21 protein-coding genes, 1 pseudogene and 1 riboswitch are annotated in these 24902 nt (G+C 32.4%); of the genes and pseudogenes, 21 read left to right on the top strand and 1 reads right to left on the bottom strand.

Going from position 1 to position 24902, the window contains the following annotated elements:
* Window positions 1–7 precede the first annotated feature (7 nt).
* From FVE72_RS05810 to FVE72_RS05865, 12 genes and pseudogenes are all read left to right on the top strand, one after another.
* Window positions 8–766, top strand: coding sequence for an SDR family NAD(P)-dependent oxidoreductase (locus FVE72_RS05810; protein ID WP_026737623.1), 759 nt, complete (start codon window positions 8–10; stop codon window positions 764–766).
* Between the two features lie 345 nt (window positions 767–1111).
* Window positions 1112–2173 carry a methionine ABC transporter ATP-binding protein gene (locus FVE72_RS05815; protein WP_146966445.1) on the top strand — a complete coding sequence of 354 codons (1062 nt, stop codon included), beginning with the start codon at window positions 1112–1114 and terminating at the stop codon, window positions 2171–2173.
* Between the two features lie 38 nt (window positions 2174–2211).
* Entirely contained in the window at window positions 2212–2853 is a 642-nt protein-coding gene (locus FVE72_RS05820; RefSeq protein WP_051411809.1) for a methionine ABC transporter permease, read from the top strand.
* 20 nt (window positions 2854–2873) lie between these two features.
* Window positions 2874–3674 (top strand): annotated as a pseudogene (locus FVE72_RS05825) (MetQ/NlpA family ABC transporter substrate-binding protein).
* A 54-nt stretch (window positions 3675–3728) separates the two neighbouring features.
* Window positions 3729–4559 (top strand): MetQ/NlpA family ABC transporter substrate-binding protein, encoded by an 831-nt coding sequence (locus FVE72_RS05830; protein WP_026737625.1) that lies wholly within the window; start codon window positions 3729–3731, stop codon window positions 4557–4559.
* Between the two features lie 309 nt (window positions 4560–4868).
* Window positions 4869–6410 carry a L,D-transpeptidase family protein gene (locus FVE72_RS05835; RefSeq protein WP_051411757.1) on the top strand — a complete coding sequence of 514 codons (1542 nt, stop codon included), beginning with the start codon at window positions 4869–4871 and terminating at the stop codon, window positions 6408–6410.
* A 27-nt stretch (window positions 6411–6437) separates the two neighbouring features.
* A complete protein-coding gene (locus tag FVE72_RS05840) occupies window positions 6438–8165 on the top strand; it encodes a L,D-transpeptidase family protein (RefSeq protein ID WP_026737626.1) in 1728 nt (575 codons plus the stop codon).
* Window positions 8166–8622: 457 nt separating this feature from the next.
* Window positions 8623–8817, top strand: coding sequence for a hypothetical protein (locus tag FVE72_RS05845; protein ID WP_006806271.1), 195 nt, complete (start codon window positions 8623–8625; stop codon window positions 8815–8817).
* A 258-nt stretch (window positions 8818–9075) separates the two neighbouring features.
* Entirely contained in the window at window positions 9076–9798 is a 723-nt protein-coding gene (locus tag FVE72_RS05850) for a queuosine precursor transporter (protein ID WP_026737627.1), read from the top strand.
* A gap of 17 nt (window positions 9799–9815) precedes the next feature.
* Window positions 9816–10520, top strand: a complete 705-nt coding sequence (locus FVE72_RS05855; protein WP_026737628.1) for a radical SAM protein — start codon at window positions 9816–9818, stop codon at window positions 10518–10520.
* A gap of 114 nt (window positions 10521–10634) precedes the next feature.
* Complete coding sequence (locus tag FVE72_RS05860; protein ID WP_026737629.1) at window positions 10635–12119, top strand: aldehyde dehydrogenase family protein; 1485 nt, start codon at window positions 10635–10637, stop codon at window positions 12117–12119.
* A 110-nt stretch (window positions 12120–12229) separates the two neighbouring features.
* On the top strand, window positions 12230–12970 hold the full coding sequence (locus tag FVE72_RS05865) for a class I SAM-dependent methyltransferase (RefSeq protein WP_036056111.1): 741 nt from the start codon (window positions 12230–12232) through the stop codon (window positions 12968–12970).
* 57 nt (window positions 12971–13027) lie between these two features.
* Here the strand turns inward: FVE72_RS05865 and FVE72_RS05870 are convergent, their stop codons facing one another.
* Window positions 13028–13555 carry an NAD(P)H-dependent oxidoreductase gene (locus FVE72_RS05870; RefSeq protein WP_026737631.1) on the bottom strand — a complete coding sequence of 176 codons (528 nt, stop codon included), beginning with the start codon at window positions 13553–13555 and terminating at the stop codon, window positions 13028–13030.
* A 107-nt stretch (window positions 13556–13662) separates the two neighbouring features.
* On the opposite strand from FVE72_RS05870, the gene FVE72_RS05875 reads away from it, so the two are divergent.
* From FVE72_RS05875 to purN, 9 genes are all read left to right on the top strand, one after another.
* Entirely contained in the window at window positions 13663–14007 is a 345-nt protein-coding gene (locus FVE72_RS05875; protein ID WP_026737632.1) for a winged helix-turn-helix transcriptional regulator, read from the top strand.
* 77 nt (window positions 14008–14084) lie between these two features.
* Entirely contained in the window at window positions 14085–14501 is a 417-nt protein-coding gene (locus FVE72_RS05880; protein ID WP_026737633.1) for a hypothetical protein, read from the top strand.
* Window positions 14502–14620: 119 nt separating this feature from the next.
* Window positions 14621–16264 carry a Na/Pi cotransporter family protein gene (locus tag FVE72_RS05885; protein WP_197734913.1) on the top strand — a complete coding sequence of 548 codons (1644 nt, stop codon included), beginning with the start codon at window positions 14621–14623 and terminating at the stop codon, window positions 16262–16264.
* Between the two features lie 145 nt (window positions 16265–16409).
* Window positions 16410–16507: riboswitch (purine riboswitch) on the top strand.
* A gap of 241 nt (window positions 16508–16748) precedes the next feature.
* On the top strand, window positions 16749–20555 hold the full coding sequence (locus tag FVE72_RS05890; RefSeq protein WP_146966448.1) for a phosphoribosylformylglycinamidine synthase: 3807 nt from the start codon (window positions 16749–16751) through the stop codon (window positions 20553–20555).
* Between the two features lie 30 nt (window positions 20556–20585).
* Window positions 20586–21065: a 5-(carboxyamino)imidazole ribonucleotide mutase gene (purE, locus tag FVE72_RS05895; RefSeq protein ID WP_026737634.1), complete on the top strand. Its 480-nt coding sequence runs from the start codon at window positions 20586–20588 to the stop codon at window positions 21063–21065.
* 96 nt (window positions 21066–21161) lie between these two features.
* Entirely contained in the window at window positions 21162–21869 is a 708-nt protein-coding gene (gene purC / locus FVE72_RS05900; protein WP_026737635.1) for a phosphoribosylaminoimidazolesuccinocarboxamide synthase, read from the top strand.
* Window positions 21870–21874: 5 nt separating this feature from the next.
* Complete coding sequence (gene purF / locus FVE72_RS05905) at window positions 21875–23248, top strand: amidophosphoribosyltransferase (protein ID WP_051411758.1); 1374 nt, start codon at window positions 21875–21877, stop codon at window positions 23246–23248.
* A gap of 40 nt (window positions 23249–23288) precedes the next feature.
* On the top strand, window positions 23289–24287 hold the full coding sequence (gene purM / locus FVE72_RS05910; RefSeq protein WP_146966450.1) for a phosphoribosylformylglycinamidine cyclo-ligase: 999 nt from the start codon (window positions 23289–23291) through the stop codon (window positions 24285–24287).
* Complete coding sequence (gene purN / locus FVE72_RS05915) at window positions 24275–24874, top strand: phosphoribosylglycinamide formyltransferase (protein ID WP_026737637.1); 600 nt, start codon at window positions 24275–24277, stop codon at window positions 24872–24874. Before purM ends, purN begins: the two co-directional genes overlap by 13 nt.
* Window positions 24875–24902: the final 28 nt, after the last annotated feature.

Consider the following 24902-nt stretch of genomic DNA (forward strand, 5'->3'; position numbering starts at 1 on the left):
TTTTTATATGAAAAGAAATGTATTTATTACAGGAGCTTCAAGCGGAATAGGGAAAGCAATCACTTATGCTTTCGGTAAAAACGGAGATAATCTTATACTGTGTGCAAGAAGGCTTGAAAAACTTGAGGAAATCAAAAAAGATATTGAAAGTAAATACGATGTGAAAGTTGATATTTATAAACTTGATGTTACAGTTTATGAGGAAGTTGTTTCTGTTGTGAAAGAGGCTGTAAACAGAAACATACATATTGATGTGTTGATTAATAATGCCGGACTTGCATTGGGATTGGATAAATTTCAGGATTACAGTATAAGTGATATGGAAATAATGCTGAATACCAATGTAAAAGGGCTTTTGTATGTGACAAGAGAAATAATACCGAATATGATTTCGCAAAATTCAGGTCATATAATAAACATAGGCTCTACTGCAGGCATGTACTCTTATGCAAACGGAGCGGTTTACTGTGCTACAAAAGTTGCAGTGAGATTTTTAAGTGACGGAATAAGAATAGATACAATAGATAAAAATATAAAAGTAACAACAATACAGCCGGGAATTGTGGAAACTGATTTCAGCGAAGTCAGATTTTACGGGGATAAAGAAAAAGCCGGCAATGTGTATAAAGGTGTAGAGGCATTGAAACCTGAAGATATAGCGGATATAGTACTATATTCGGCAAATCAGCCTAAGCATGTTCAAATATCGGACATTACCATAATGGCGACAAAACAGGCTACAGGATTTAATGTTCATAGAGAGTAGAAAAAATGAGCATAATGTTTTAATTATATATAAAAATTATAGCTCATTTTAAAAACATATATATTTGAAATTATTGACTTTTGGAATATAATAACATATAATAACCTTATAGAAAAATTAGTAAAAATTTTGGAGGAAATAAAAATGAAAAGATTTAGAGAAGCGATGTGTATGTCATAGGTATTAAGTTTGTGCTGAAGTAACGGGTACAGGCTTATGTTGTATTGATAAGAATTGTACCTGTGATGCTAAATCTTTTGTAAATAAATAGAAAAAGCTCTCAGGAAAAATGAGAGCTTTTTTTCTGAAAAAATTTAAAAGTCAAAATTATATTAAGAGGTGATCATGGAAAAATTTATTACACTGAATAATTTGGTGAAAATATATAAGACGAGTGAGGGAAAAGAATTAAAAGCCGTAGATGGAGTAAATCTTGAGATTGAAAAAGGAGATGTTTACGGGATAATGGGACTTAGCGGTGCCGGGAAGTCGACATTGATAAGACTTATAAACAGACTGGAAGAACCTACATCTGGAGAAATACTTGTAAATCATATTGTAAAAGATAAAAAAAGCATCGAGAAGAAAGACATAATGTATTTTCAACAGGATGAACTTAGAGAATACAGAAAAAAAACGGGAATGATATTTCAGCATTTTAATCTTTTAAATTCAAGAAATGTAGCCGGAAATATTGCGTTTCCTCTGGAAATATCAGGCTGGGGAAAAAACGAGATAAATGCAAGAGTAGATGAACTATTGGAAATCGTAGGATTGACTTCAAAAAAATATAATTACCCTGAACAGTTATCAGGAGGACAGAAACAAAGGGTAGCAATAGCAAGAGCTTTGGCAAATAATCCCGAAATACTCCTTTCGGATGAGGCAACGAGTGCTTTGGATCCAAGAACTACAAATTCTATATTGGATTTACTGAAAGATATAAATAAAAAATTCGGCATAACAATAATACTTATTACACATCAAATGGAAGTAATAAGAAAAATTTGTAATAAAGCGGCTATAATGTCTGACGGCAAAATTATAGAAGAGGGAAAAACAAGAGATATATTCTTAAATCCTAAAAGTTCTTTGGCAAAAGAGTTTGTAGCGAATATATCCCACAATGACGACTTTGAAGTAGAAGAAAAAAATAGCGGAAAAGAAAAAAACGAAGGAAGAATCAAGTTAAAGCTAAAATTTACTGAAGAACAGGTTGATAAACCTTATATTGCGGAAATAATAAAAAAATACGATGCAGAAATAAGTATATTAGGCGGCTCTATTGATAAGCTGAGTGATACGGTAGTAGGTCATCTGACGGTAGAAATTATTGCAGAAAAAGAAAAAATAGACGTTATATTAAAATGGCTTGAAATGAATAATGTAGAATTGGAGGTATTATAGTGAGATTTGACTGGGTAAAATTTTTACAATTTAATAATATGCTGATACCTCTTTGGGAAACAATATATATGGTTGCAATAGCGACAGCCGTATCTCTTCTAATAGGACTTCCGATAGGAGTGCTACTCGTTGTCAGTGATTCAAAAGGTGTCAAGCCGAATAAAACTTTGCATAAAATACTTGATATGATATTGGTAAACATTACAAGATCCATACCTTTCGTAATATTAATGGTGCTCCTTATACCGTTATCCAGAATGATAGTACATAAATCTTACGGAAGTATTGCATTTATAGTTCCTTTATCTTTGGGAGCGGCTCCTTTTGTAGCGAGAATAATAGAAGGAGCATTAAAAGAAGTGGACGAAGGTCTGATTGAAGCATCAAAATCAATGGGAGCGACGACTTGGGAAATAATCATTAAAGTTATGATACCCGAAGCAATGCCTGCATTAATTCACGGCTTGACATTGACAATAATAAGCTTAATCGGATATTCGGCAATAGCCGGTTCGATTGGAGGAGGAGGACTAGGAAACTCTGCTGTTGTAGATGGCTATACGAGATCAAATCCTGAAATAATGTGGCAGGCAACAATAGTTATAATTATACTGGTTCAAATAATCCAGTTTATAGGAGACTTTTTTGTGAAAATTATAAATAAAAAGAGAACAAAATAAATGAAAGGAGTCACAAAAATATGAAAAAAATAATTTTATTTTTAACAGTTGCATTGATTTTTGCAGTATCTTGCGGAGAGAAAAAAGAAAGTAAAAAATAAAATGAAAAATTGACAGTGGCGGCAACACCGATTCCGGCAGGAGAATTGGTAACACTTGTAAAAGATGATTTGAAAAAAGAGGGGATAGATCTCGAAGTAGTTATTTTCAATGACTATGTACAGCCGAATAAAGCTCTTCAGGATAAAAGCGTGGATGCGAATCTGTTTCAGCACACACCTTACATGAATAATTTCGGGAAAAAGAATAATTTTGAAATGGCGGCGGTAGGAAAAGTGTACTTGCCGACAATGGCACTTTACTCGGATAAGGTCAAATCATTGGAAGAACTGAAAGACGGTGCTACGATATTTATTCCCAATGATCCTACAAATTTGACAAGAGCGTTGTTATTACTTGATAAAAAAGGATTGATAAAATTAAAAGATAACACAAAACTTGACTCAAAATTATCGGATATAGTTGAAAATACGAAAAATCTTAAATTTGTAGAATTATCGGCAGAGCAGATTGCACCGAGATACAAAGAGGCGGATGCTGCTTTCATTACAGGAAGTTATGCTTTGGACAGCGGGCTTAACCCTAAAGATAACGGAATACTGTCTGAAGATAAAGATTCTCCTTATGTAAATGTACTGGCTACATTAAAAGGGAGAGAAAACGAAGAAAAGATACAGAAACTGTTAAAAGCATTACAGTCGGAAAAAGTGAAAAAATACATAGAAGAAAAATACAAAGATGTAATAATACCGGCATTTTAATCAGGATATAAATTATTATATTATATAAATCTAAAATTACAGGAGGAAATCGAAATGAAAAAACTATTATTATTGGGAGTACTGACACTGTTATTTGTGTTATCGTGCGGTGGAAAGAAAGAAGAAACGAAAGATCAGAAAGGAAGTGCCGAAGAACCTAAAAAAACTGAAAAATTAGTGGTAGGAGCTACTCCGGTACCTCATCAGGAATTACTTGAATTGGTAAAGGATGATTTGAAAAATGAAGGGATTGATTTGGAAATAGTTCAGTTTAACGACTATGTTCAACCGAATAAAGGATTGGCAGATAAAAGTCTGGATGCAAACTTCTTCCAGCATATTCCTTATATGGAAGAATTTGCAAAGAAAAATAATATGGAACTGGTATCAGTAGGAAAAATACATTTGGAACCTATGGCTATTTACTCGAAAAAAATCAAAAATATAAATGATTTGAAAGAAGGAGACACTATTTTAATACCTAACGATCCTACAAACGGAGGAAGAGCTTTAATATTACTTGATAAAGCAGGAGTATTAAAATTGAAAGATAATACAAAATTGGATTCTACAGTAGCGGATATAGTTGAAAATAATAAAAAAATAAAAATAGAACAGTTGGCACCTGAACAACTGGCTCCAAGACTTTCAGAAGTTACAGCAGCTATTATAAACAGTAACTTTGCTTTAGATGCTAAACTTTCCTTTAAAGACGATACTATATTTATAGAAGATAAAGACTCTCCTTACGTAAATATCGTGACTGTATTAAAAGGAAGAGAAAATGAAGAAAAAATACAAAAACTTGTAAAAGCATTACAAAGTGAAAAAGTTAAAAAATATTTGGAAGAAAAATATTCAGGAAGTGTAATTCCTTCATTCTAAATTTGAAACTTAACAATTAATATTTTTAATGTTTTAATAAAAATCAATCTAAAATTTTATATGTCAAAAGAAAATCTTTGTTATGAGAATTTTTATATCAATAAATAAAGATGTTTCTGTGCTTTAAAATTGAAAGATTGATTTTTTTGATTGGTCAAGAGAATTGTTGGAAAATAAAAGTTAAAAAACACATTTTATTGTTGAAAATATTAAAAACATATGATAAAATATTTACATAATATACAAACAAATGTGCAAACGAATAAATATATATTGAAAGGTTAAGATGATTAAGGAGAGAGAAACTATATGATGAGAAAAGTAATACTATTGGTTGGATTTGTTTTGTTCTGCAATTTAAACTTATTCTCAATGGAGAAACTTCAGGTTCCGGTAGAGTTTTCTGAAAATATTACAGTATCGGGATTTGATTCGGATATTTTTGAATATGATTTTAATAAAGATGGAATAAAAGAGAAAGTTCTTGTAAATTCTAAAAAAGGCGAGTTCAGTGTTAAAGCTGTTATTTCTGTTTATATTATGGAAGACGGTAAGTACAGATTTGCTTATCAAATTCCTTTAAAAGAAGATATTAATATTTTTTCTGTAAAAAGAGCTGAAGATATGCTGAAAAAAGTTAAAGAACATTACGAAGATTATTCTAAAGACTTGGAAAAAGGTGAAGTCAGATATGTGAGATTACTTGATGACAATACTAATGAGCAGATTGTTTTTGATATGAAATTTGACAAACATTCTCCTAAAGACTTGGATAATTTTATATTTGTTAAAAAAACAACTGTATTTAATCAAAGCCCTCAACATCATTCGGGAGTTGCATATACAGCTCATTATAAAGACAAACCGAGAATATTGCTGGAATTTTTGTCCGAAAAAGATAATAAACACACTGCGTGGTATTTTACAGAAATGCAGGAAGGTAAAGATAAGAGTAAAGTCAAAGGATATGTTTCCGGAGTATCGGGAACTATTCAAAGAAGGGGATTTTATTGGGATGAAATGCATTCAAAAATAGAAAAAGTAAACTATTTTATAAATAATGCGATGAAAGATAAAAGTGATTTATACATAATTACCCAATACAGACCTCTTGCCAATGATATTTACAGCGAAAAAGACAAGTTCGGAAACAGAAGAAATCAAAGTATAACAGGATATATAAATCCTGATAAAAAAGGTGAGATAATAAATATACCGGATCAGACTATTTTTAAAATAATCGGGAAAGAAAACGATATGTTGAAAATAGAAACTCCTTTATACGGCGGTCCTTACTATATAGCTGATAATCCTGAAATAATGAAAAAATGGAACTTGGAAACACAGGTAAATAAATTTATTGCTATTGACCCTAATAATCAGACTGAAGCCGTACTTCAAAGAATTAAAGATACAAATAATTTCTCGATAATTTCCTATTCTTTTGTAACGACAGGAAAAGATGACGGTTATTCTTCGTATGAAACACCTCACGGAGCTTTTTTAATAGCATTTACAAGACCTTATATGCTGTTTACGGGAAGACAGAGAGAAGGAGATACGAGAAAAAGTGCAGGAAAAGAAGGATTGGTTATAGCGGGAGAAGCTCAGTATGCGGTAAGATTCAGCGGAGGGGCTTATATGCACGGAATACCGGTTTCATACGGTGCTTCAGCATCTACAAAAGCTTACACTGCCTCAAAAATAGGAACGTATAAGGAATCCCATAAATGTGTAAGACATTATGACGATCAGATAGAATTTATAGTAAATTGGATAAACGGAAGCAGTACAACAAAAGAAAGAGATAATACAATACCTGATGAACCTGTGATAGCAGTTGTATTATAGCAAATTATAATATTTACGAGGTGAATTATGAAATTAAGAAAATTACAGCTTTTAGGGATGATCATTTTGATGTCATCTTTAATGTATGCAGCTCCTTTAGGAACAGCTCCTGTGAATACGGGAACTTTAAAAAACTGGAAAACTGTAGAAATGACACCGGATCTTGATAAAGACGGAAAGAAAGACAAACTGGTAATTGAGTATTCGGAACAGAATGATAAAATTTATACAAAATTTACTCCTTATGTCAATGATGACAGTAATAAAGCTGTAAAAGGGCAGACTGTTGAAAAAATATTTGAAAGAGGGAATTTTCAGAAAGATTTTAATAATTTTTCCAGAGAATTTGTAAAAAATTACCCGAAAAAAATAAAAACGACTTCAAAGCCTGTTAATACAACAGTTACAAATGTGCAACCCAATACTCAGAATAAACAGCCTGTTAAAAATGATAAGCCTCTAATTCCTCCTACTCAAAATGTAGGAAAAGAAGTAGAGGATAAGGCGACAGTTCCTCAGGATTTGAAAGAAACAGGAAAAAATCCTAAGGAAGTAATTCCTGACGAGCAGACAGATAAGGAGATACAAAAAGTCGACGGTAAACCTGTAGACAAAAAAGAAGAATTAATAAAAGGACCTTATCCTTATGTAACTTATTATTTAAAAGAAAGACCTAAAAATTTGACTTTTGATTATAAATATGCAAAAAATTCTCCGAGAGATATGGATGAATTTATTTTTATAAAAACTGCTACAAGTATAAGAAGAGAGCCTAATGCAAATGCAGCATCCATAAAAAAAGCAAGCTACGGGCATAAATATAAAGTAGTCGGAAAAGTTAAGACAAATGCCAAAGGCGGAACAGCAGAATGGTATGAAGTTTATTTTGACGGAAAATTGGGATATGTATTAAACTCTGTCGCTGTTAAAAGAGAATTTGACTGGCAGGACATGATGAAAAAAGTCGAAAAAACTAATAAATTTGTTAATGAAGCAGTTTCAAAAGGTCAAACAATATATGTTCTTGATGATTATGTGCCTTTAGGCGGCGGTAGCGGTTCGTCCAAAGATAAGTTCGGAAACAGGGAAAATCAAAGTGAAAGAGGATATTTAGGTGCAGACTTCAAAGAGTTTATAAATCTGCCTGACAGAACTATGATGACAATTTTGGAAGAAACCGACAAATATTTGAAAGTAAAAGTCGATGCTTATGATAACGGTACTTATTATCTGAAAAAGTCTAAAAAATCACTTTTAAAAGATAGTAAAATAACAGGAGAAATCACAAGATTTATATACGTTGACAGACATAGTCAAAATGAAATGATTATAGAGAAAAATACCAATGCAAATACTTGGAATGTAGTAACTACATCGTTTGTTACAACAGGAAAAGATGCGGGAAATTCTTATGCAACTCCTTACGGAACATTTTTGATAGCTTATTCAAAACCTGTAATGCAGTATACAGGGTCAGATAATAAAACTGTTGTAGGAGATGCCAATAACGCTGTCAGATTCAGTGGCGGTGGATATATGCACAGTATACCTTCGTTATTTGAACCTAAAGAAACAAGAAAATCAAGAAAAGCAGTTACTGCAAGAAAAATAGGAACTTTCCCTGAATCACATAAATGTATAAGACATTATGATGATCAGATTAAATTTATATATGACTGGCTTGGAAATTCTTCGCCGGGAAATAAATTAGGACGCAGAGTTCCTTCAGTTCCTACGGTTATGCTTGTTAAGTAATTAAAAATAGTGTATTATGTAAAAAGATAAAAAATATACTGAAAAATAGAGTTTTAAAAGACTCTATTTTTTTGATAAAAGGGGTTGACTTTTATTTTTGAATGCGATATTATAAGTATGTAGAGAGGAGGTGAATTACTGCATGAATTTAACAGAAGTAATCGCATTGCTCGCAAACATATGCACCATAGCTATTACAGTTGATTATTTTTTGAAGACACGAAAATAATCGATACGGAGGGGCTTTTCCCCCTCTCTACTAATAAATAAAGGGAAGTGATATTATGTTACAATATATAAATACAGTTTTATCAGTAATTAACCTGATTTTATTATTATATATTCTTTATAAAAAAAAGTAACCCCTACTCGCAAAATTTTAGGGGCTTAACTGCATGAACTTCTTAAAAATATTATACACTAATCGGGTTAAGAAGTCAAGAAGGGAATTTATAATATGGAAAATAATGAAAAAAGAGGGGGGATAAGAAAGGGAGCGGGGAGAAAACCTACAGGCAGAGAAAGAGATAAAACGATAAGTTTTAAAGTGACTGAAGATGAAAGAGAGTATATATACAAGGTACTCGATAAAATCGGAGGTAAAAGGACAGAAAGCATACTGAAATTACTTAAAAAATATGAAAAAGAATAAAAGAAGTAAAAATAAGGGAATTAAAAACAAAAAAATTTGACAAATAGAAAAAACCTTATTATAATATGAAAGTTCTAAAAAGAAAAATGAACATAAAAATATTTTGTTCAGAACTTTTAGTCAAATATATGTAAAAAAGAAAGATGTTTGGGAAATACCATCTATAAAAAAAACCTTTATAAGATAACAGAATTTTAAAATGTATCGTTGTCAAAAAGGGCGATACATTTTTTTTAAAAAATAAAAATGGAGGATAAAATGTTAGAATTTTTTAGAAATTTCCAATTCGGAACAAATGAACTTTTATGGCTGGGGTACTTAATATTGAATTTTACGGCTGTTATTTTAGCTTACAGATTTTGGGGAAAGTCGGGATTGCTTGCTATTGTTCCGCTTTCTATTGTTGTTGCCAATATTCAGGTAGGTAAAATGATGACACTGTTCGGTGTTGATACAACTATGGGGAATATTGCATTCGGAGGAATTTATTTGGCATCGGATATACTTTCTGAAAATGAAGGAAAGAAATATGCAAAAAAAGTGGTTTCACTGGGATTTGCTTCGATGCTTTTTACGACATTTATTATGCAGATTGTTTTAAAAATTCAGGCAGCACCGAGTGATGTTATGCAAGGACCTTTATCTCAAGTATTCGGATTTTTGCCGAGAATCGCAATAGCCAGTGTATGCGGATTTGCAGCTTCACAGGCTTTTGATATATGGTCTTATCAGGCTATAAGAAAGATTCGTCCGAGTTTTCAGGATATATGGATTAGAAATAATGCGAGTACAATGTTGAGTCAAATACTTGATAATATTGTATTTACATTTTTGGCATTTACAGGAATTTATCCGTTGGATGTTATAATCGTAATTATATTTTCCACATATTTCCTGAAAGTATTGATTGCATTACTGGACACACCTTTTGTGTATATTACGACAATGTGGAAAAATAAAGGGAAAATAAATGAAGATTAGAGTTTTGAAGGAAAAAAATGATAAGATATAATGTAATAAAAGAAAAAAATCCGAGAGAAATCGTGTTGCTGAAAGGTCATAGATGTGCTTACGGAAAATGTGCTTTTTGTAATTACATACTTGATAATACCGATGATGAAAATGAGATGGAAAGAGTAAATTTTGAAGCATTAAGTAATGTAACGGGAGATTTGAGGACATTGGAAGTAATAAATTCAGGATCGGTTTTTGAATTAAGTGAAAATACATTAAAAAGAATTAAAGAAATATGTGATACCAAGAATATAAAAATACTGTATTTTGAAGCATATTTCGGATATCTGAAAAGATTGAATGAAATAAGAGAATATTTTAAAAATCAGGAAGTAAGATTTATAATAGGAATAGAAACTTTTGATAATCATTATCGGACACAAATATTGAAGAAAAATTTTATATTAAATGAAAATGTTCTTGAGCAGTTAAAAAAGGAATATCAGACAGCGTTGCTGCTAATTTGCACTGAAGGACAGACGAAAGAACAGATATTATCGGATATAGAGCAGGCAAGAAAAAATTTCAGAGAAACAGTAGTAAGTATATTTATAGATAACGGAACGGAAATCAGGAGAGATGAAAAACTTGTAGAATGGTTTTTAAAAGAAGTCTATCCTGAACTGAATAAAGTAAATAATGTTGAAATACTTGTAGATAACAAAGATTTTGGAGTATATGTCCAGTAAGCTGAAAGCAAATCAAATGGAAAATAAAGTTTTGAAAAAACGAAAAATTGAGGTATACTATACATAATAATATAAATTATTAATATAATATAGATTTGAAGGAGATGATTCGTAATGGATGTAAGGTTACAGGAAAAATATGACTTGTATATCGACGGAAAGTGGGTGCCTGCTTCTGACGGTGCAACGTTGAAAGTTATTAATCCTGCTACGGGAAAGGAGATTGCAAATATCTCGGAAGCGACTTCGGAAGATGTGGATAAGGCTGTAAAAGCTGCACAGAAAGCATTTGACAGCTGGAAAAACAGTTCTCTGATAGAAAGACAAAATTTATTGTTGAAAATAGCTGATATTATTGATGAAAACAAAGAACTTTTGGCTACAGTGGAAACTATGGATAACGGTAAACCTATCCGTGAAACTATGGCTGCAGATATTCCATTAGGAGCAGATCATTTCAGATACTTTGCGGGAGCTATTCGTGCCGAAGAAGGTACAGCAAATATGCTGGACGGAAATACAATGAATATCATTCTAAGAGAGCCTATAGGTGTTGTAGGACAAATAATCCCTTGGAATTTCCCTTTTCTTATGGCTGCATGGAAATTGGCACCGGCTTTGGCTGCAGGATGTACTGTAGTTCTTAAACCGTCAAGCCATACATCTCTTTCAGTGCTTGAATTAATGAGATTAATAGGAGATGTTGTTCCTAAAGGAGTAATTAACGTTGTAACAGGAAGCGGATCCAAATCAGGAGACTTTATGTTGAAGCATAAAGGATTTAAAAAGTTGGCATTTACAGGCTCAACAGCAGTAGGTCAGGAAGTTTATTCTGCTGCATGTTCTCATATGATACCGGCAACATTGGAACTTGGAGGAAAATCAGCAAATATCTTCTTTGAGGATTGCGATTGGGATATAGCAATGGAAGGCGCACAATTAGGTATTTTATTCAATCAGGGACAGGTATGCTCTGCAGGATCGCGTATATTTGTTCAGGATACGATTTATGATAAATTTGTAGATTCATTGGCAAAAATATTCGATAAAGTAAAAGTAGGAAATCCTTTGGATCCGAATACTCAAATGGGGTCTTTGATTTACGAAAGTCATTTGAAAGATGTTCTTAATTATATTGAAATAGGTAAGAAAGAAGGAGCAAGACTTGTAACAGGAGGGGTTCGTATAGAAGATGAAGAGCATAAAGACGGATTCTATCTAAGACCTACAATCTTTGCCGATGTTAAAAATGATATGCGTATAGCACAGGAAGAAATTTTCGGACCTGTTGTAGTAATTGAGAAATTCCATAGTGAAGAAGAAGTTATAAAAATGGCTAATGACAGTATATACGGTCTTGGAGGAGGACTTTTCACTCGTGATCTGAATCGTGCAATAAGAGTGGCAAGAGCAATAGAAACAGGACGTATGTGGGTAAATACATATAACGCATTCCCTGCGGGAGCTCCTTTCGGAGGATACAAACAGTCGGGAATAGGCCGTGAAACTCATAAAATAATACTTGAACATTACACACAAATGAAGAACATTATAATAAACTTAAATGAAAAAACTATAGGAATGTATGAGACAAAATAAAAATTTTTAAGGGATGAATTGGGTACAGGTTCATCCCTGTTTCTGTTCGGTTGTAAAAGATTCAAAAGAAAGAGTATAAGGAAAAACAGTCAGTTATCAGGAGGACGGATATGATAGACAAAAAAATAAAAGAAAAATTCAAAGCAAATATTGATTTTCAAAAATTAGAAGAGAAAAAAGGAATTATAATATATTTGAATGACAAGTATATTTCAGGGGATAACAGAAAATATATGAAAATGTATAACAAACTTTCTGCATGGTATGATTTCGGAGAAAAGTGGATAGGTAAATTTGTATACGGTAATTCTGTTGAAAAAATGAGAAGAGATCTTATGAATCATTTGGAATGGAAAGAGGGAGCTTCAATTTTGTATGTTTCGATAGGTACAGGTAAAGACTTGAATTATATACCGAAAAATATAAATTTGAAATTGCTTGATATTACCGGAGCGGATATTTCTTTAGGTATGCTGAATAAATGTAATTCTGTCTGGAAAAATAAAACAAATATTTCTTTAGTAAATTGCTGTGCTGAAGATTTGCCGTTCAAAGATGATACTTTTGATATTGTTTTTCATGTAGGAGGAATAAATTTTTTCAGTGATAAAGAACAGGCTGTCAGAGAAATGCTTCGTGTTGCAAAACCGGGATCCAAACTTATGATAGCAGATGAAACAGCCGATTTTATTGAAAAACAGTATAAGAAAAGTATTTTTACAAAGAAATATTATAAAAATGAAACAGTTGATTTAAGTGAAATTGAAAAATGTATTCCTGAAAGTGTAAAAGACAGAAGTACGGAATTAGTTTGGGACAAAAAATTTTACTGTATAACTTTCAGAAAATAAAAAAATAATCTACCCTAATTTTTAAATAGAAATCAAGGTAGATTTTTTTAAGAAATACTATATCGAATTTATAAAATCAATATACTCTCTAACACTATCTCCTATTCTTTCTTTTGTTGCTTCAAATTCGGCACTGTAAAAGGCATAAAATCCTTTATAGTTTGCTGAGCAGTAATCAAAAGTTATTTCAAAAGGTATAAGAATTTCTTTTAAAGAATATTTATATTTACCGTTTTTTGAATAATTTTTTTCGTCTATTCCTGCTGTTACTGTCAAAGCAATATTTCGGGCAGAAAGCTTATCTCCTCCTTTTCCGTATGCCCAACCGTCAGTAAATACTTCATCAAGCCACTTTTTCAATAGTGAAGGACAGTTAAACCAGTAAATAGGAAATTGCAAAATCAGTCCTTTATGTTTTTCAATTAATTCCTGTTCATTTTTAATATCTATTATTTCATTCGGATATGCTTCGTATAATTTATGAACAGTAAATTTATCGAGATATTTTTCTGCCTCTTCAATCCAACGTTTATTTACTTTGGATTTTTCAAGATCGGGATGTGCAAGAATTATAAGTGTTTTCATAAAACCTCCTGTTTTTAGTTATTGACTTTGGAAATATTATAGCGTATATTATAATTAAATGTAAGTACGCACAAAATAGTAAGATACTAACTGAAAGGAGAGTGTAAATGAAAAATGGTAGTTGTGTAAAACCTGATATAAAACTTTCGACTACAGGATTCGGTTATATTTTGTCTTTAATCGGAGGTAAGTATAAAATGACAGTTATATATAAATTATATGAAAATGCCCCTTTTATGCGATATAACGAATTGAAAAAAAGCATAAGAATAATTTCTTTTAAAACTTTGACAAGCACATTAAAAGAACTTGAAAATGACGATCTTATAATAAGAAAAGAGTATCCTCAAATTCCACCGAGAGTAGAATATAGCTTATCGGAAAAAGGAAAAACTTTAATTCCAATTTTAAATATGATGTGTGATTGGGGAGAAAGAAATATGAAAATATAATTTTTATTTGCATTTGGAAAAACATGAGGTATAATATTGATTAGAAAAGAAACTATATGAATTTAAGGAGAAGCAACATGAAAAAAATCATTTTATTACTATTTGTTTTGTTAAATATATCAGCTTTAAGTGCTTTAAAAGACCCTTTTAAAGATGAGAAGTTTGAGTATGTATTTAAAAACGTTCCCGAAGTATTCGGAGGAGATTTCAGATGTAAATTTATAATAAAACAAGTTTTATTGAGATCTTTTCACATTGATAATCAAAATAAGGAAATGATTGATACTTTTAATGATTCTTTGAAAACATACGGAAGAATAATACAGCTTGAGGGAGAATTTGAAAAAGAAAGCGATCCTGTAGTTGTAACCGATAAATATTATGCGAAAAATTGCTTTATACCTGAGCAGAAGTGGACAGATTATATCAATTCTCCCGCATTAAACGATTATTTTAAAATGATACAGGATTATAAAAACAGGAAAAAATCGTGAATAATTTTAATAATTAAAAGAAAAGTCGATTTTTTTTCATTTCGACTTTTTTTTTTGATGTAATTATGATACTATTAGATGAAAATTTTAAAATTAATAGTTATAAAGGAGAGAAAATAGTGAATAACATAGCAGTAAATACTATAAATTATCAACAGATGGCTTTTGCATTTTTAGGCGGACTGGGATTATTTTTATTCAGTATAAAGTACATGGGTGAAGGATTGCAGATAATGGCAGGAGACAGATTGAGATATATTCTCGATAAATATACAACTTCTCCTTTTCTGGGTGTCCTTGTAGGAATACTTGTAACGGCGTTAATTCAGTCAAGCTCGGGAACTTCGGTTATAACGATAGGGCTTGTAGGAGCGGGACTGCTTTCATTAAGACAGGCCATAGGAATCATAATGGGAGCAAATATCGGAACTACTATAACGATTTTTATAATCGGATTTAATATTACCGATTATGCACTTCCTATTTTGTTTTTGGGAGCGGCATGTTTATTTTTTACAAAGTTGAGAGCAATAAATAACATAGGAAGAATACTGTTCGGATTTGGAGGTATATTTTTTGCACTGACTTTAATGTCGGGAGCAATGCAGCCTTTAAAATATCTTCCGGAATTCAGACAGTTGATGATAAATTTGAGCCACAATTCAGTATTGGGAGTATTTATCGGTACTTTAGTAACGGTTCTCGTACAGGCTTCAAGTGCCACAATCAGTGTTTTACAGAATATATATCAGGAAAATCTTGTAACTTTAAGAGGAGCGTTGCCTATACTGTTCGGAGATAATATCGGAACAACAATAACGGCTATTATTGCTGTAATCGGTGCAAATACGGCTGCTAAAAGACTGGCTGCTTCCCACGTTATATTTAACGTAATCGGAACTATAATTTTCATGATATTTTTAACACCTTTTACGTTTTTTATAGAAAAAATGCAGTATATGCTCCATTTGAATCCGAAAATGACAATAGCTTTTGCACACGGAGCATTTAATACAGCAACTACAATTTTGCTCTTTCCGTTTATAAGGGTACTTGAATTTTTAGTAGTTAAACTTATAAAAAGCAATAAACGTGAAAAAGAATATAAGACAAAATTGGATATGGCATTATTGACAGCACCTGTAATAGCTTTAGGGCAGGTTAAAGCTGAAATAACGGATATGACTTCGCTGGTATTGGAAAATCTTAAAGCTTCAGTTGATTTCTTCCATAACCATAATGAAAAATTGGCAGAAGAAATCGAGACAACAGAAGAAGGAATAAATAATCTCGATCAGGAAATATCCAACTATCTGACACTTCTGTCAGGAGGAAATTTTAGTGTTAAAGAAGGAGAAGAGATAGGAATTTACCTTGATATGTGCCGTGATGTGGAAAGAATAGGAGACCATGCTTTCGGAATAGTAAAAGATGTTAATTATGAAATTAAGAAAAAAATGAAATTTTCTCATTTTGCTCATGAGGAAGTAGATCAGTTACTTGAAACTTCAACTCTAATTATAGAAAATGCTATAGAAGCATTAAAAAATTCCGATAAGGAAAAATCTATAGAAGTACTGGATTTACACAATAAATTATATGCTCAGGAGAAAAAAATAAGAAAAAATCATATAGAAAGAATGAGAAATCAGGAATGTGAACTTCGGGCAGGATTATATTATATTGATTTGATTTCTCACTTTACAAGGGTGGGAGATCATGCAAGAAATATGGTTGAAAAAGTCATTGAAAACAGAGTTTAGATTTTGTCGGTGAGAGGAAAAAGAAAGAATTTTTATAATATTTGAGGGTATATGGATATAAAAACAGAAGATAATTAAGAGAGAATGAGAAATTAAAAAAATTCCTTGAAAAAATCAAAAAAGTCTGATATACTCTTTCTGTAAATAAAAAATTAAATAAGTTACTTATATATTCTTTGAATAAGGCAAAGAGTTTCTACGAGCGACCGGAAATTGCTTACTATAAGTGAGAGCATAGATATCTGTTTTATTGCTTCATTTTTGGTGTGCAGTTTTAAAACAGATTTTTTATTGGAGGAATAATGAAAAAAAGTTCAGTTGTTATGTTTCAAATATTTCATTGCGGACAAATTAAATGTTTGTCTTTGTTTGATGAGTTTGGAAATTCAGCGGCTGATAGTAATAAGTATAGATATTTTTACAATCTAAGTGTATAAATTCGCTTAGATTTTTTATTTAAAATAAAATTTTAAGGAGTTGTATAATGAATTATCGAATATTTGTGGAAAAAAAGAAAAATTTCAGGGTGGAAGCACAAAGTCTGTTAAATGATTTAAAAGATAATTTATCTGTTAAAAATCTTGAGAATGTCAGAATATTGAATATATACGATATTTTCAATCTGAACAAGAAAGATCTGAAAAAGCTTGATACTTCGGTATTTTCTGAAATTAATGCCGATGATATTTATTATTATCTTGAAGATGTATTGGAAGAGACAGGGGTAAAAAGAGAAAATGAAATATATTTTGCAACGGAATTTTTACCAGGACAATATGATCAGAGAGCGGATTCGGCAGTTCAATGTATAAATCTCCTGTCGGACAGTGAAAATGTAGCCGTAAAAAGCGGGAAATTGATAATTTTATACGGAAAAGTTTCCGAAGAAGATATAAAAAGAATAAAGAAATATTATATAAATGAAGTCGAAATGAAAGAAAAGGATTTGGCAATATTAATTGAAAACAGAGAAAAGGAAAACACTGAAAAAGTTCCTGTTTTTAAAAGCTTTAGAGAAAAAAGCGAAAAGGAAATGGAAGAATTTAAGAAAAATCTTGAACTTGCAATGACTGTGAAAGATTTGCTATTTATTCAGAATTATTTTAAAAATGAAGAAAAAAGAGATCCGAGTGAAACGGAAATAAGAGTTCTCGATACTTACTGGTCGGATCATTGCAGACACACAACCTTTGAAACGATAATAGACGATATAAAAATAGAAAATGAAAAATATAAAGATATTATTGAAAAAACTTTGAGTGAGTATATTAAAAGCAGAGAATACGTACATGGAGAAAAAATCGATAAAAAACCTGTAACTTTAATGGATTTGGCGACTATTTTCGGGAAAGAAGCTAGAAAAAAAGGACTTCTTTCGGATTTGGAAGTTTCCGATGAAATAAATGCGTGTTCGATATATATAGACGTGCCTGTAGAGAGAATAGGTGAAAACGGTAATAAAATTGTAACTGATGAAAAATGGATATTGCAGTTTAAAAATGAAACGCATAATCACCCTACAGAAATAGAGCCTTTTGGGGGAGCTTCCACTTGTATAGGCGGGGCAATAAGAGATCCGCTGTCAGGAAGGACTTTTGTATATCAGGCTATGAGAATAAGCGGTTCGGGAGATCCTACCGAAAAAATAGAAAATACCATAAAAGGAAAATTGCCACAAAAAGTTATTACACAAAAGGCAGCACACGGATTTTCCTCTTACGGAAATCAAATAGGACTGACTACAACTTATGTAAACGAAATATATGATGAAGGATACAAGGCAAAGAGAATGGAGCTCGGATTGGTTGTCGGAGCCGCACCTGCCGAAAATATTATAAGAGAAAAGCCTGAAAAAGGTGATGTAGTAATACTTTTAGGAGGAAGAACGGGACGGGACGGAATAGGCGGAGCAACAGGCTCTTCCAAAGAACATACAACCGAATCTGCCGAAAAATGCGGAGCCGAAGTTCAAAAAGGAAATGCGATAATTGAAAGAAAGATACAGAGACTATTCAGAAATAAAGATGTAACAAAATTAATAAAAAAATGTAATGATTTCGGGGCAGGAGGGGTTTCAGTAGCTATAGGAGAACTCGCCGACGGGCTGGAAATCGACTTAAATAAAGTGAAAGTGAAGTATACAGGGCTTACAGGAACGGAACTCGCTATATCCGAATCGCAGGAAAGAATGGCAGTAGTAATAGCCAAAGAAAATATAGAAAAATTTATAGAATATGCTGAAAAAGAAAATCTCGAGGCATATAAAGTAGCTGAAGTTACTGATACAAACAGGCTTGTAATGAAATATAACAATGAGATAATCGCAGATATTTCAAGAGATTTTTTAAATACGAACGGAGCGAAGTCCAATATAAAAATTGAAATAGAAAACACAGGAGAATTGGACTTTACAAGAAAAATAGAAGGAAAAACTTTGAAAGAAAAATTTGTGAATAATATGAAAGATTTGAATGTATGCTCTCAAAGAGGATTAATGGAGAGTTTTGATTCTACGATAGGTTCAACTACAGTTTTAATGCCTTACGGAGGTAAGTATCAGCTTACACCGTCGGAAGTTTCGGTGCAGAAAGTGTCCGTTGTAAATGGAGAAACAAATGTTGCATCTATGGTCGGGTACGGATATAATCCTTATATTGCAAAACAGTCGACATTTCACGGAGGAGCTTTTGCAGTTATAGAGTCATTGTGTAAAATCGTTGCTTCAGGAGGAAATTACAAAAATGTAAGATTTACTTTTCAGGAATATTTTGAAAGATTAGGGAATGATCCGAAAAAATGGGGAAAACCTTTATCGGCTCTATTAGGAACTTTATATGTTCAAAAAGAATTCGGTCTTCCTTCTATCGGAGGAAAAGATTCCATGAGCGGAACTTTCCATGATATATCTGTTCCTCCGACATTAGTATCTTTTGCAGTGAGTGTTACCGACTCGAAAAATGTTATTTCAGGAGAGTTAAAAAAAGGAGGAAATAAAATATATCTTATAAAAACGGCTTATGATAAGAATAATTTGCCGGATTTAAGAGATTTGAAAGAAAATTTTGACTTTTTGACGGAAAATATTAAAAATAAGAAAATAATATCGGCTAATGCAGTTAAAGGCGGAGGGATAGCCGAAACAATCGGGAAAATGACATTCGGAAATAAAAAAGGTGTAAATATAAACTTTGATGAGATAAGTTCTGACGATTTGTTTAAGATGAGTTACGGAGTATTTATTATTGAAACGGAAGATGAACTGAATTATAAAAATGCCGTTTTAATAGGAAGTGTTATAAACGATAGAAATATAACATTGAATACATCTGATGAGAGTGCAGAAATAGAATTGGAACAGCTTATCGAAGAATGGGAAAAACCGCTTGAAAAAATATTTCCGACAAGAGTATCAGAGAGAGAAAAAGAAAATTCTTCAAAAAGTCTGAACTTTGAAGTGAAAAAAATTAATTCGGCTCAGGCAGTGGAGAAGTTTGCAAAGCCGAGAGTGTTTATTCCTGTATTCCCGGGAACAAACTGTGAATATGACTTGGAAAGAGCGTTCAGTAAAGAAGGCGGAGTTGTAAAAATGAGTATATTCAATAATCTTTCTTATGAAAATATATTAAATTCTATTGATGACTTTGCAAAAGAAATAGACAACTCGCAAATACTGATGCTTCCGGGAGGATTCAGTGCAGGAGATGAGCCTGACGGCTCGGCAAAATTTATAGTTGCTGTATTGAAAAATAAAAAAATTACGGAAGCGGTAGACAGATTTTTGAAAAGGGACGGGCTTATACTCGGAATATGTAATGGTTTTCAGGCATTGATAAAGTCGGGATTGTTGCCTTACGGAGAAATAAGAGAATTAAATGAAGATTCGCCGACATTGACTCATAATGCTATAAGTAAACATATGTCGAAAATTGTGAGAACCAAAATTATAACAAATGATTCGCCGTGGCTTACAGGAATAGAAACAGACGAAATTCATGCTGTTCCTCTTTCTCATGGAGAGGGAAGAGTTGTAATAACCGAAAAAGAATACAGACAGCTGATGGAAAATAATCAGATTGCTACAAAATATGTGGATTTTGAAGGGAATCCAAGCATGGAAACGGAATTTAATCCGAACGGCTCATATTATGCGATAGAAGGAATACTGGCTTGTAACGGAAGAATTTTCGGAAAAATGGCTCATTCAGAAAGAACAGGAACAAATTTATATAAAAATATATACGGCAATAAGGAACAGAATATATTCAAAAACGGGATAAAGTTCTTTAAATAATTTTATAATCAGGGAAGGAGAGAAAAACTGATGAAAATAGCAATATTTTTCGGAAGTAAATCGGATACGGAGAAAATGAGAGGAGCGGCTAATTGCCTGAAAGAATTCGGGATAGAATACGAGGCTTATATATTGTCGGCCCACAGAGTTCCCGAAAAACTTGAGGAAGTTTTGGCAGAAGTTGAGAAAAAGGGAGCAGAAGTAATAATCGCAGGAGCGGGACTTGCGGCACATTTACCGGGAGTAATAGCTTCAAAAACAGTTCTGCCTGTAATAGGAGTTCCATTGAATGCGGCATTGGGAGGAACAGATTCTCTGTACTCCATAGTACAGATGCCTAAGTCAATACCTGTAGCTACTGTAGGGATAGACAATTCGTATAATGCAGGAATGCTCGCAGTAGAAATACTCGCAGTAAAATATGAAGATATAAAAGAAAAACTTGTAAAATTCAGAAAAGAAATGAAAGAAAAATTTATAAAAGAAAATGAGCAAAAAGTTGAGTTTTAATAGAAGATTTGAGAGGTTTAATTAGGAATCGCAAAAAGTTAAAAGAATAAAATTGTTATTTAAAATATAAATTTGATTATAGAAAATGGAGGAAAAATGGAAAAGAAAGAATTTATTTATGAAGGAAAAGCAAAACAGGTTTATTCTACAGATGACGAAAATCTTGTAATTATACACTATAAAGACGATGCAACAGCAGGAAACGGAGTAAAGAAAGGAACAATAAAGGATAAAGGAATTATAAATAACAAAATTACGGCAAAATTGTTTTCGGTGCTTGAAAAAAACGGGATAAGAACACATTTTAAAGAAATGCTCAATGAAAGAGATCAGCTTTGTGAAAAACTTGAGATTGTTCCTCTTGAAGTAATAGTAAGAAACGTTATAACAGGATCAATGGCAAAAAGAGTGGGAATAAAAGACGGTACAATACCTAAAACTACAATCTTTGAAATTTGCTATAAGAATGATGAATACGGAGATCCGTTAATTAACGATTATCATGCGGTAGCCATGGGACTTACGACTTTTGAAGAATTGAAATATATTTATGAAACAACTTCAAAAATAAACGATTTATTGAAAAAAGTGTTCGATGAAGAAGGAATTACTTTAGTCGACTTTAAAATAGAATTCGGTAAAAATAGCAAAGGAGAAATACTTTTGGCTGATGAAATAACTCCGGATACTTGCAGACTTTGGGATAAAGAAACAGGAAAAAAACTTGATAAAGACAGATTCAGACAGGATTTGGGAGGAATAGAAGAGGCTTACATCGAGATATTAAAAAGACTGGAGGCATAAGAAAAATGGCGAGTGTAAAAAGTGCAGATAAAATTGAAGAAGGAGGAGTTTTTGCTCTTTATTCAAGAAAATTGAGAACGGATCTTGCGGGACTTGCATACTACGGAATGTATGCGTTACAACATAGAGGACAGGAAAGTGCAGGTTTCAGTATTGCAGACTCTATATCGGAAAACGAAGTAAAACTGAAAACTGTTAAAGGAAGAGGTCTTGTAGCCGATGTATTTTCATTAAAAGACTTACAGTCTTATTCAGGAAATATCCTTGTGGGACATTTGAAATATGCTACCGAAGGAGGAGCGTCTTCACACAGTTATCAGCCGCTAAGAGGCGAATCGATCATGGGAAAAGTTGCTATTGTTCATAACGGGAACTTATTGAACACAAAAGAGTTGAAAGAAGAACTGATGAAAAACGGCTCGATTTTCCAAACTAAAACCGATACGGAAATTATTCTGAAATTATTGGGAAAAAACGGGAAATTCGGATATGATCAGGCTATTCTAAACACATTGAAAAAACTGAAAGGCTCTTTTGCTATTGCGGTTATAATAGAGGATAAATTAATCGGAATAAGAGATCCTTTAGGAACAAGACCTTTATGTCTGGGAATGAGAGAAGACGGAGTTTACGTTCTGGCTTCCGAATCGTGTGCATTGGATGCAGTAAATGCTGAGTTTGTGAGGGATATAGAGCCGGGAGAAATAGTAGTTATCGACAAACAGGGAATAGAATCAATAAGATATGCGAATAAAAAGAAAAAATCCTTTTCATCTTTTGAATATATATATTTTGCACGTCCCGACAGTGTTATTGACGGGATAAATGTATACAGCTCAAGACATGAAGCCGGAAAACTTTTATATAAGCAGAATCCGATAGAAGCTGATTTGGTAATAGGAGTCCCGGATTCAGGAGTGCCTGCAGCTATCGGATATTCCGAAGCAAGCGGTATTCCTTATGGAACGGCTCTTCTGAAGAATAAATATGTAGGAAGAACATTTATTTTGCCTACACAGGAACTTAGAGAAAATGCCGTAAGAGTTAAACTTAATTCGATGAAAAGTCTTATTGAGAATAAAAGAATCGTTGTAGTGGACGATTCGCTTGTAAGAGGGACTACTTCAAAAATTCTTATAAAAATTCTTTTTGAGGCGGGAGCAAAAGAAGTGCATTTCCGTTCGGCATCTCCTGTCGTTATAAGCGAGTCTTATTTCGGAGTGAATATTGCCAGTGAAAATGAACTTATAGGAAATACAATGACAATCGATGAAATAAGAGATTATATCGGTGCAACATCGTTGGATTATCTTTCAATAGAAAATATAAAGAAAGCATTACAGAATAAAGATGTGAATTTGGATTGTTTTAAAGATTAAATTTTTTAAGTATTTAATGTAAATAGAAAGGAAAAATAAAATGGCGATTTCTTATAAAGATTCCGGTGTGGATAAGGAAGAAGGATATAAAACCGTAGAGAAAATAAAAGAAAAGGTAAAAAGCACATACAGCAGTAATGTTATGAATGAACTGGGCAGTTTTGGAGCATTGTATAAGCTTGGAGATTATAAAAAGCCGGTGCTTGTGTCGGGAACTGACGGTGTCGGAACGAAATTGAAAATTGCCTTTGAAACAGGAAAATACGACACTGTAGGAATTGACTGCGTGGCAATGTGTATAAACGACATATTATGTCACGGAGCGAAACCTTTATTCTTTTTGGATTATCTTGCATGCGGAAAACTTGATTCGGATGTGTCTTCGGAAATAATAAAAGGAGTAGTTGAAGGCTGTCTCCAGTCGGAAGCTTCACTGATAGGAGGAGAAACGGCGGAAATGCCCGGATTTTATGCTCACGGAGAGTATGATATAGCGGGGTTTGCAGTGGGAGTCGTAGAAGAAGATAAAATTGTAAACGGCTCCGATATAAAGGAAGGAAATGTGATTATTGCTCTTTCTTCCAGCGGTGCTCACAGTAACGGATTTTCATTAATAAGAAAACTTTTTACCGATTTGAATGAAGAATACGAAGGAAAAACTGTAGGAGAATATCTGCTCACACCTACAAAAATATATGTAAAATCAATTCAAAAATTGACTGAAAATATTAAAGTGAACGGAATGGCTCATATAACAGGAGGAGGTCTCATAGAAAATATTCCGAGAATAATTCCTGAAGGATTGTGTGCCAATATTGAAAAAGAAAAAATACAAATTCATCCGTTATTTAAAAATGATAAATTTAAAAATGTAAATGAAGATGAAATGTGGGGAACATTTAATATGGGAGTAGGATTTACAGTTATTCTTGATAAAAAAGACAGTGAAAAAGCTATGGAAATTTTAAGAGAAAACGGTGAAACTGCATATGAAATAGGCTATATAAGTAAAGGAGATAAAAAAATATGTCTGAAATAAAACCGAAAATCGCAGTTTTGGTATCAGGTTCAGGGTCAAATTTGCAAACAATTATTAATAATATTGAAAACGGAAATTTGAATTGTGAAATTTCATATGTGATAGCCGACAGATTCTGTTATGCTTTGGAAAGAGCTGAAAAACATAAAATCAAATCAGTTTTACTGGATAGAAAGATATACGGGGATAAACTTTCGGATAAAATAAATAAAATTTTGGAGAAAAATAATGAAAAGACTTCCTATATAATACTGGCAGGATATTTGTCCATATTGTCAGAAGAATTTATCGGAAAATGGGAAAAAAAGATAATCAATATTCATCCGTCATTACTTCCTAAATACGGAGGAAAGGGAATGTGCGGAATGAAAGTACACGAGGCGGTCATAAAAAATAAGGAAAAAGAAAGCGGCTGCACCATTCATTATGTGGATTCCGGGATAGATACAGGAGAGCCTATAATGAGCATTAAAGTAGAAGTTTCTGAAAATGATACGCCTGAAAGTCTGCAAAAAAAAGTTCTGGAAAAAGAGCATATACTGCTGACACAGGGGATAATAAAACTTCTGGAAAATGAAAGAGTTTAAAAAATCGGGGAAAATAAATTAACGGGAG

This window comes from Pseudoleptotrichia goodfellowii (assembly GCF_007990505.1).
GTDB lineage: Bacteria > Fusobacteriota > Fusobacteriia > Fusobacteriales > Leptotrichiaceae > Pseudoleptotrichia > Pseudoleptotrichia goodfellowii.

Coding starts and splice junctions, on each gene's coding strand:
- FVE72_RS05810 (WP_026737623.1), top strand. CDS start 8: ATGAAAAGAAATGTATTTATTACAGGAGCTTCAAGCGGAATAGGGAAA.
- FVE72_RS05815 (WP_146966445.1), top strand. CDS start 1,112: ATGGAAAAATTTATTACACTGAATAATTTGGTGAAAATATATAAGACG.
- FVE72_RS05820 (WP_051411809.1), top strand. CDS start 2,212: ATGCTGATACCTCTTTGGGAAACAATATATATGGTTGCAATAGCGACA.
- FVE72_RS05830 (WP_026737625.1), top strand. CDS start 3,729: ATGAAAAAACTATTATTATTGGGAGTACTGACACTGTTATTTGTGTTA.
- FVE72_RS05835 (WP_051411757.1), top strand. CDS start 4,869: ATGATGAGAAAAGTAATACTATTGGTTGGATTTGTTTTGTTCTGCAAT.
- FVE72_RS05840 (WP_026737626.1), top strand. CDS start 6,438: ATGAAATTAAGAAAATTACAGCTTTTAGGGATGATCATTTTGATGTCA.
- FVE72_RS05845 (WP_006806271.1), top strand. CDS start 8,623: ATGGAAAATAATGAAAAAAGAGGGGGGATAAGAAAGGGAGCGGGGAGA.
- FVE72_RS05850 (WP_026737627.1), top strand. CDS start 9,076: ATGTTAGAATTTTTTAGAAATTTCCAATTCGGAACAAATGAACTTTTA.
- FVE72_RS05855 (WP_026737628.1), top strand. CDS start 9,816: ATGATAAGATATAATGTAATAAAAGAAAAAAATCCGAGAGAAATCGTG.
- FVE72_RS05860 (WP_026737629.1), top strand. CDS start 10,635: ATGGATGTAAGGTTACAGGAAAAATATGACTTGTATATCGACGGAAAG.
- FVE72_RS05865 (WP_036056111.1), top strand. CDS start 12,230: ATGATAGACAAAAAAATAAAAGAAAAATTCAAAGCAAATATTGATTTT.
- FVE72_RS05870 (WP_026737631.1), bottom strand. CDS start 13,555: ATGAAAACACTTATAATTCTTGCACATCCCGATCTTGAAAAATCCAAA.
- FVE72_RS05875 (WP_026737632.1), top strand. CDS start 13,663: ATGAAAAATGGTAGTTGTGTAAAACCTGATATAAAACTTTCGACTACA.
- FVE72_RS05880 (WP_026737633.1), top strand. CDS start 14,085: ATGAAAAAAATCATTTTATTACTATTTGTTTTGTTAAATATATCAGCT.
- FVE72_RS05890 (WP_146966448.1), top strand. CDS start 16,749: ATGAATTATCGAATATTTGTGGAAAAAAAGAAAAATTTCAGGGTGGAA.
- purE (WP_026737634.1), top strand. CDS start 20,586: ATGAAAATAGCAATATTTTTCGGAAGTAAATCGGATACGGAGAAAATG.
- purC (WP_026737635.1), top strand. CDS start 21,162: ATGGAAAAGAAAGAATTTATTTATGAAGGAAAAGCAAAACAGGTTTAT.
- purF (WP_051411758.1), top strand. CDS start 21,875: ATGGCGAGTGTAAAAAGTGCAGATAAAATTGAAGAAGGAGGAGTTTTT.
- purM (WP_146966450.1), top strand. CDS start 23,289: ATGGCGATTTCTTATAAAGATTCCGGTGTGGATAAGGAAGAAGGATAT.
- purN (WP_026737637.1), top strand. CDS start 24,275: ATGTCTGAAATAAAACCGAAAATCGCAGTTTTGGTATCAGGTTCAGGG.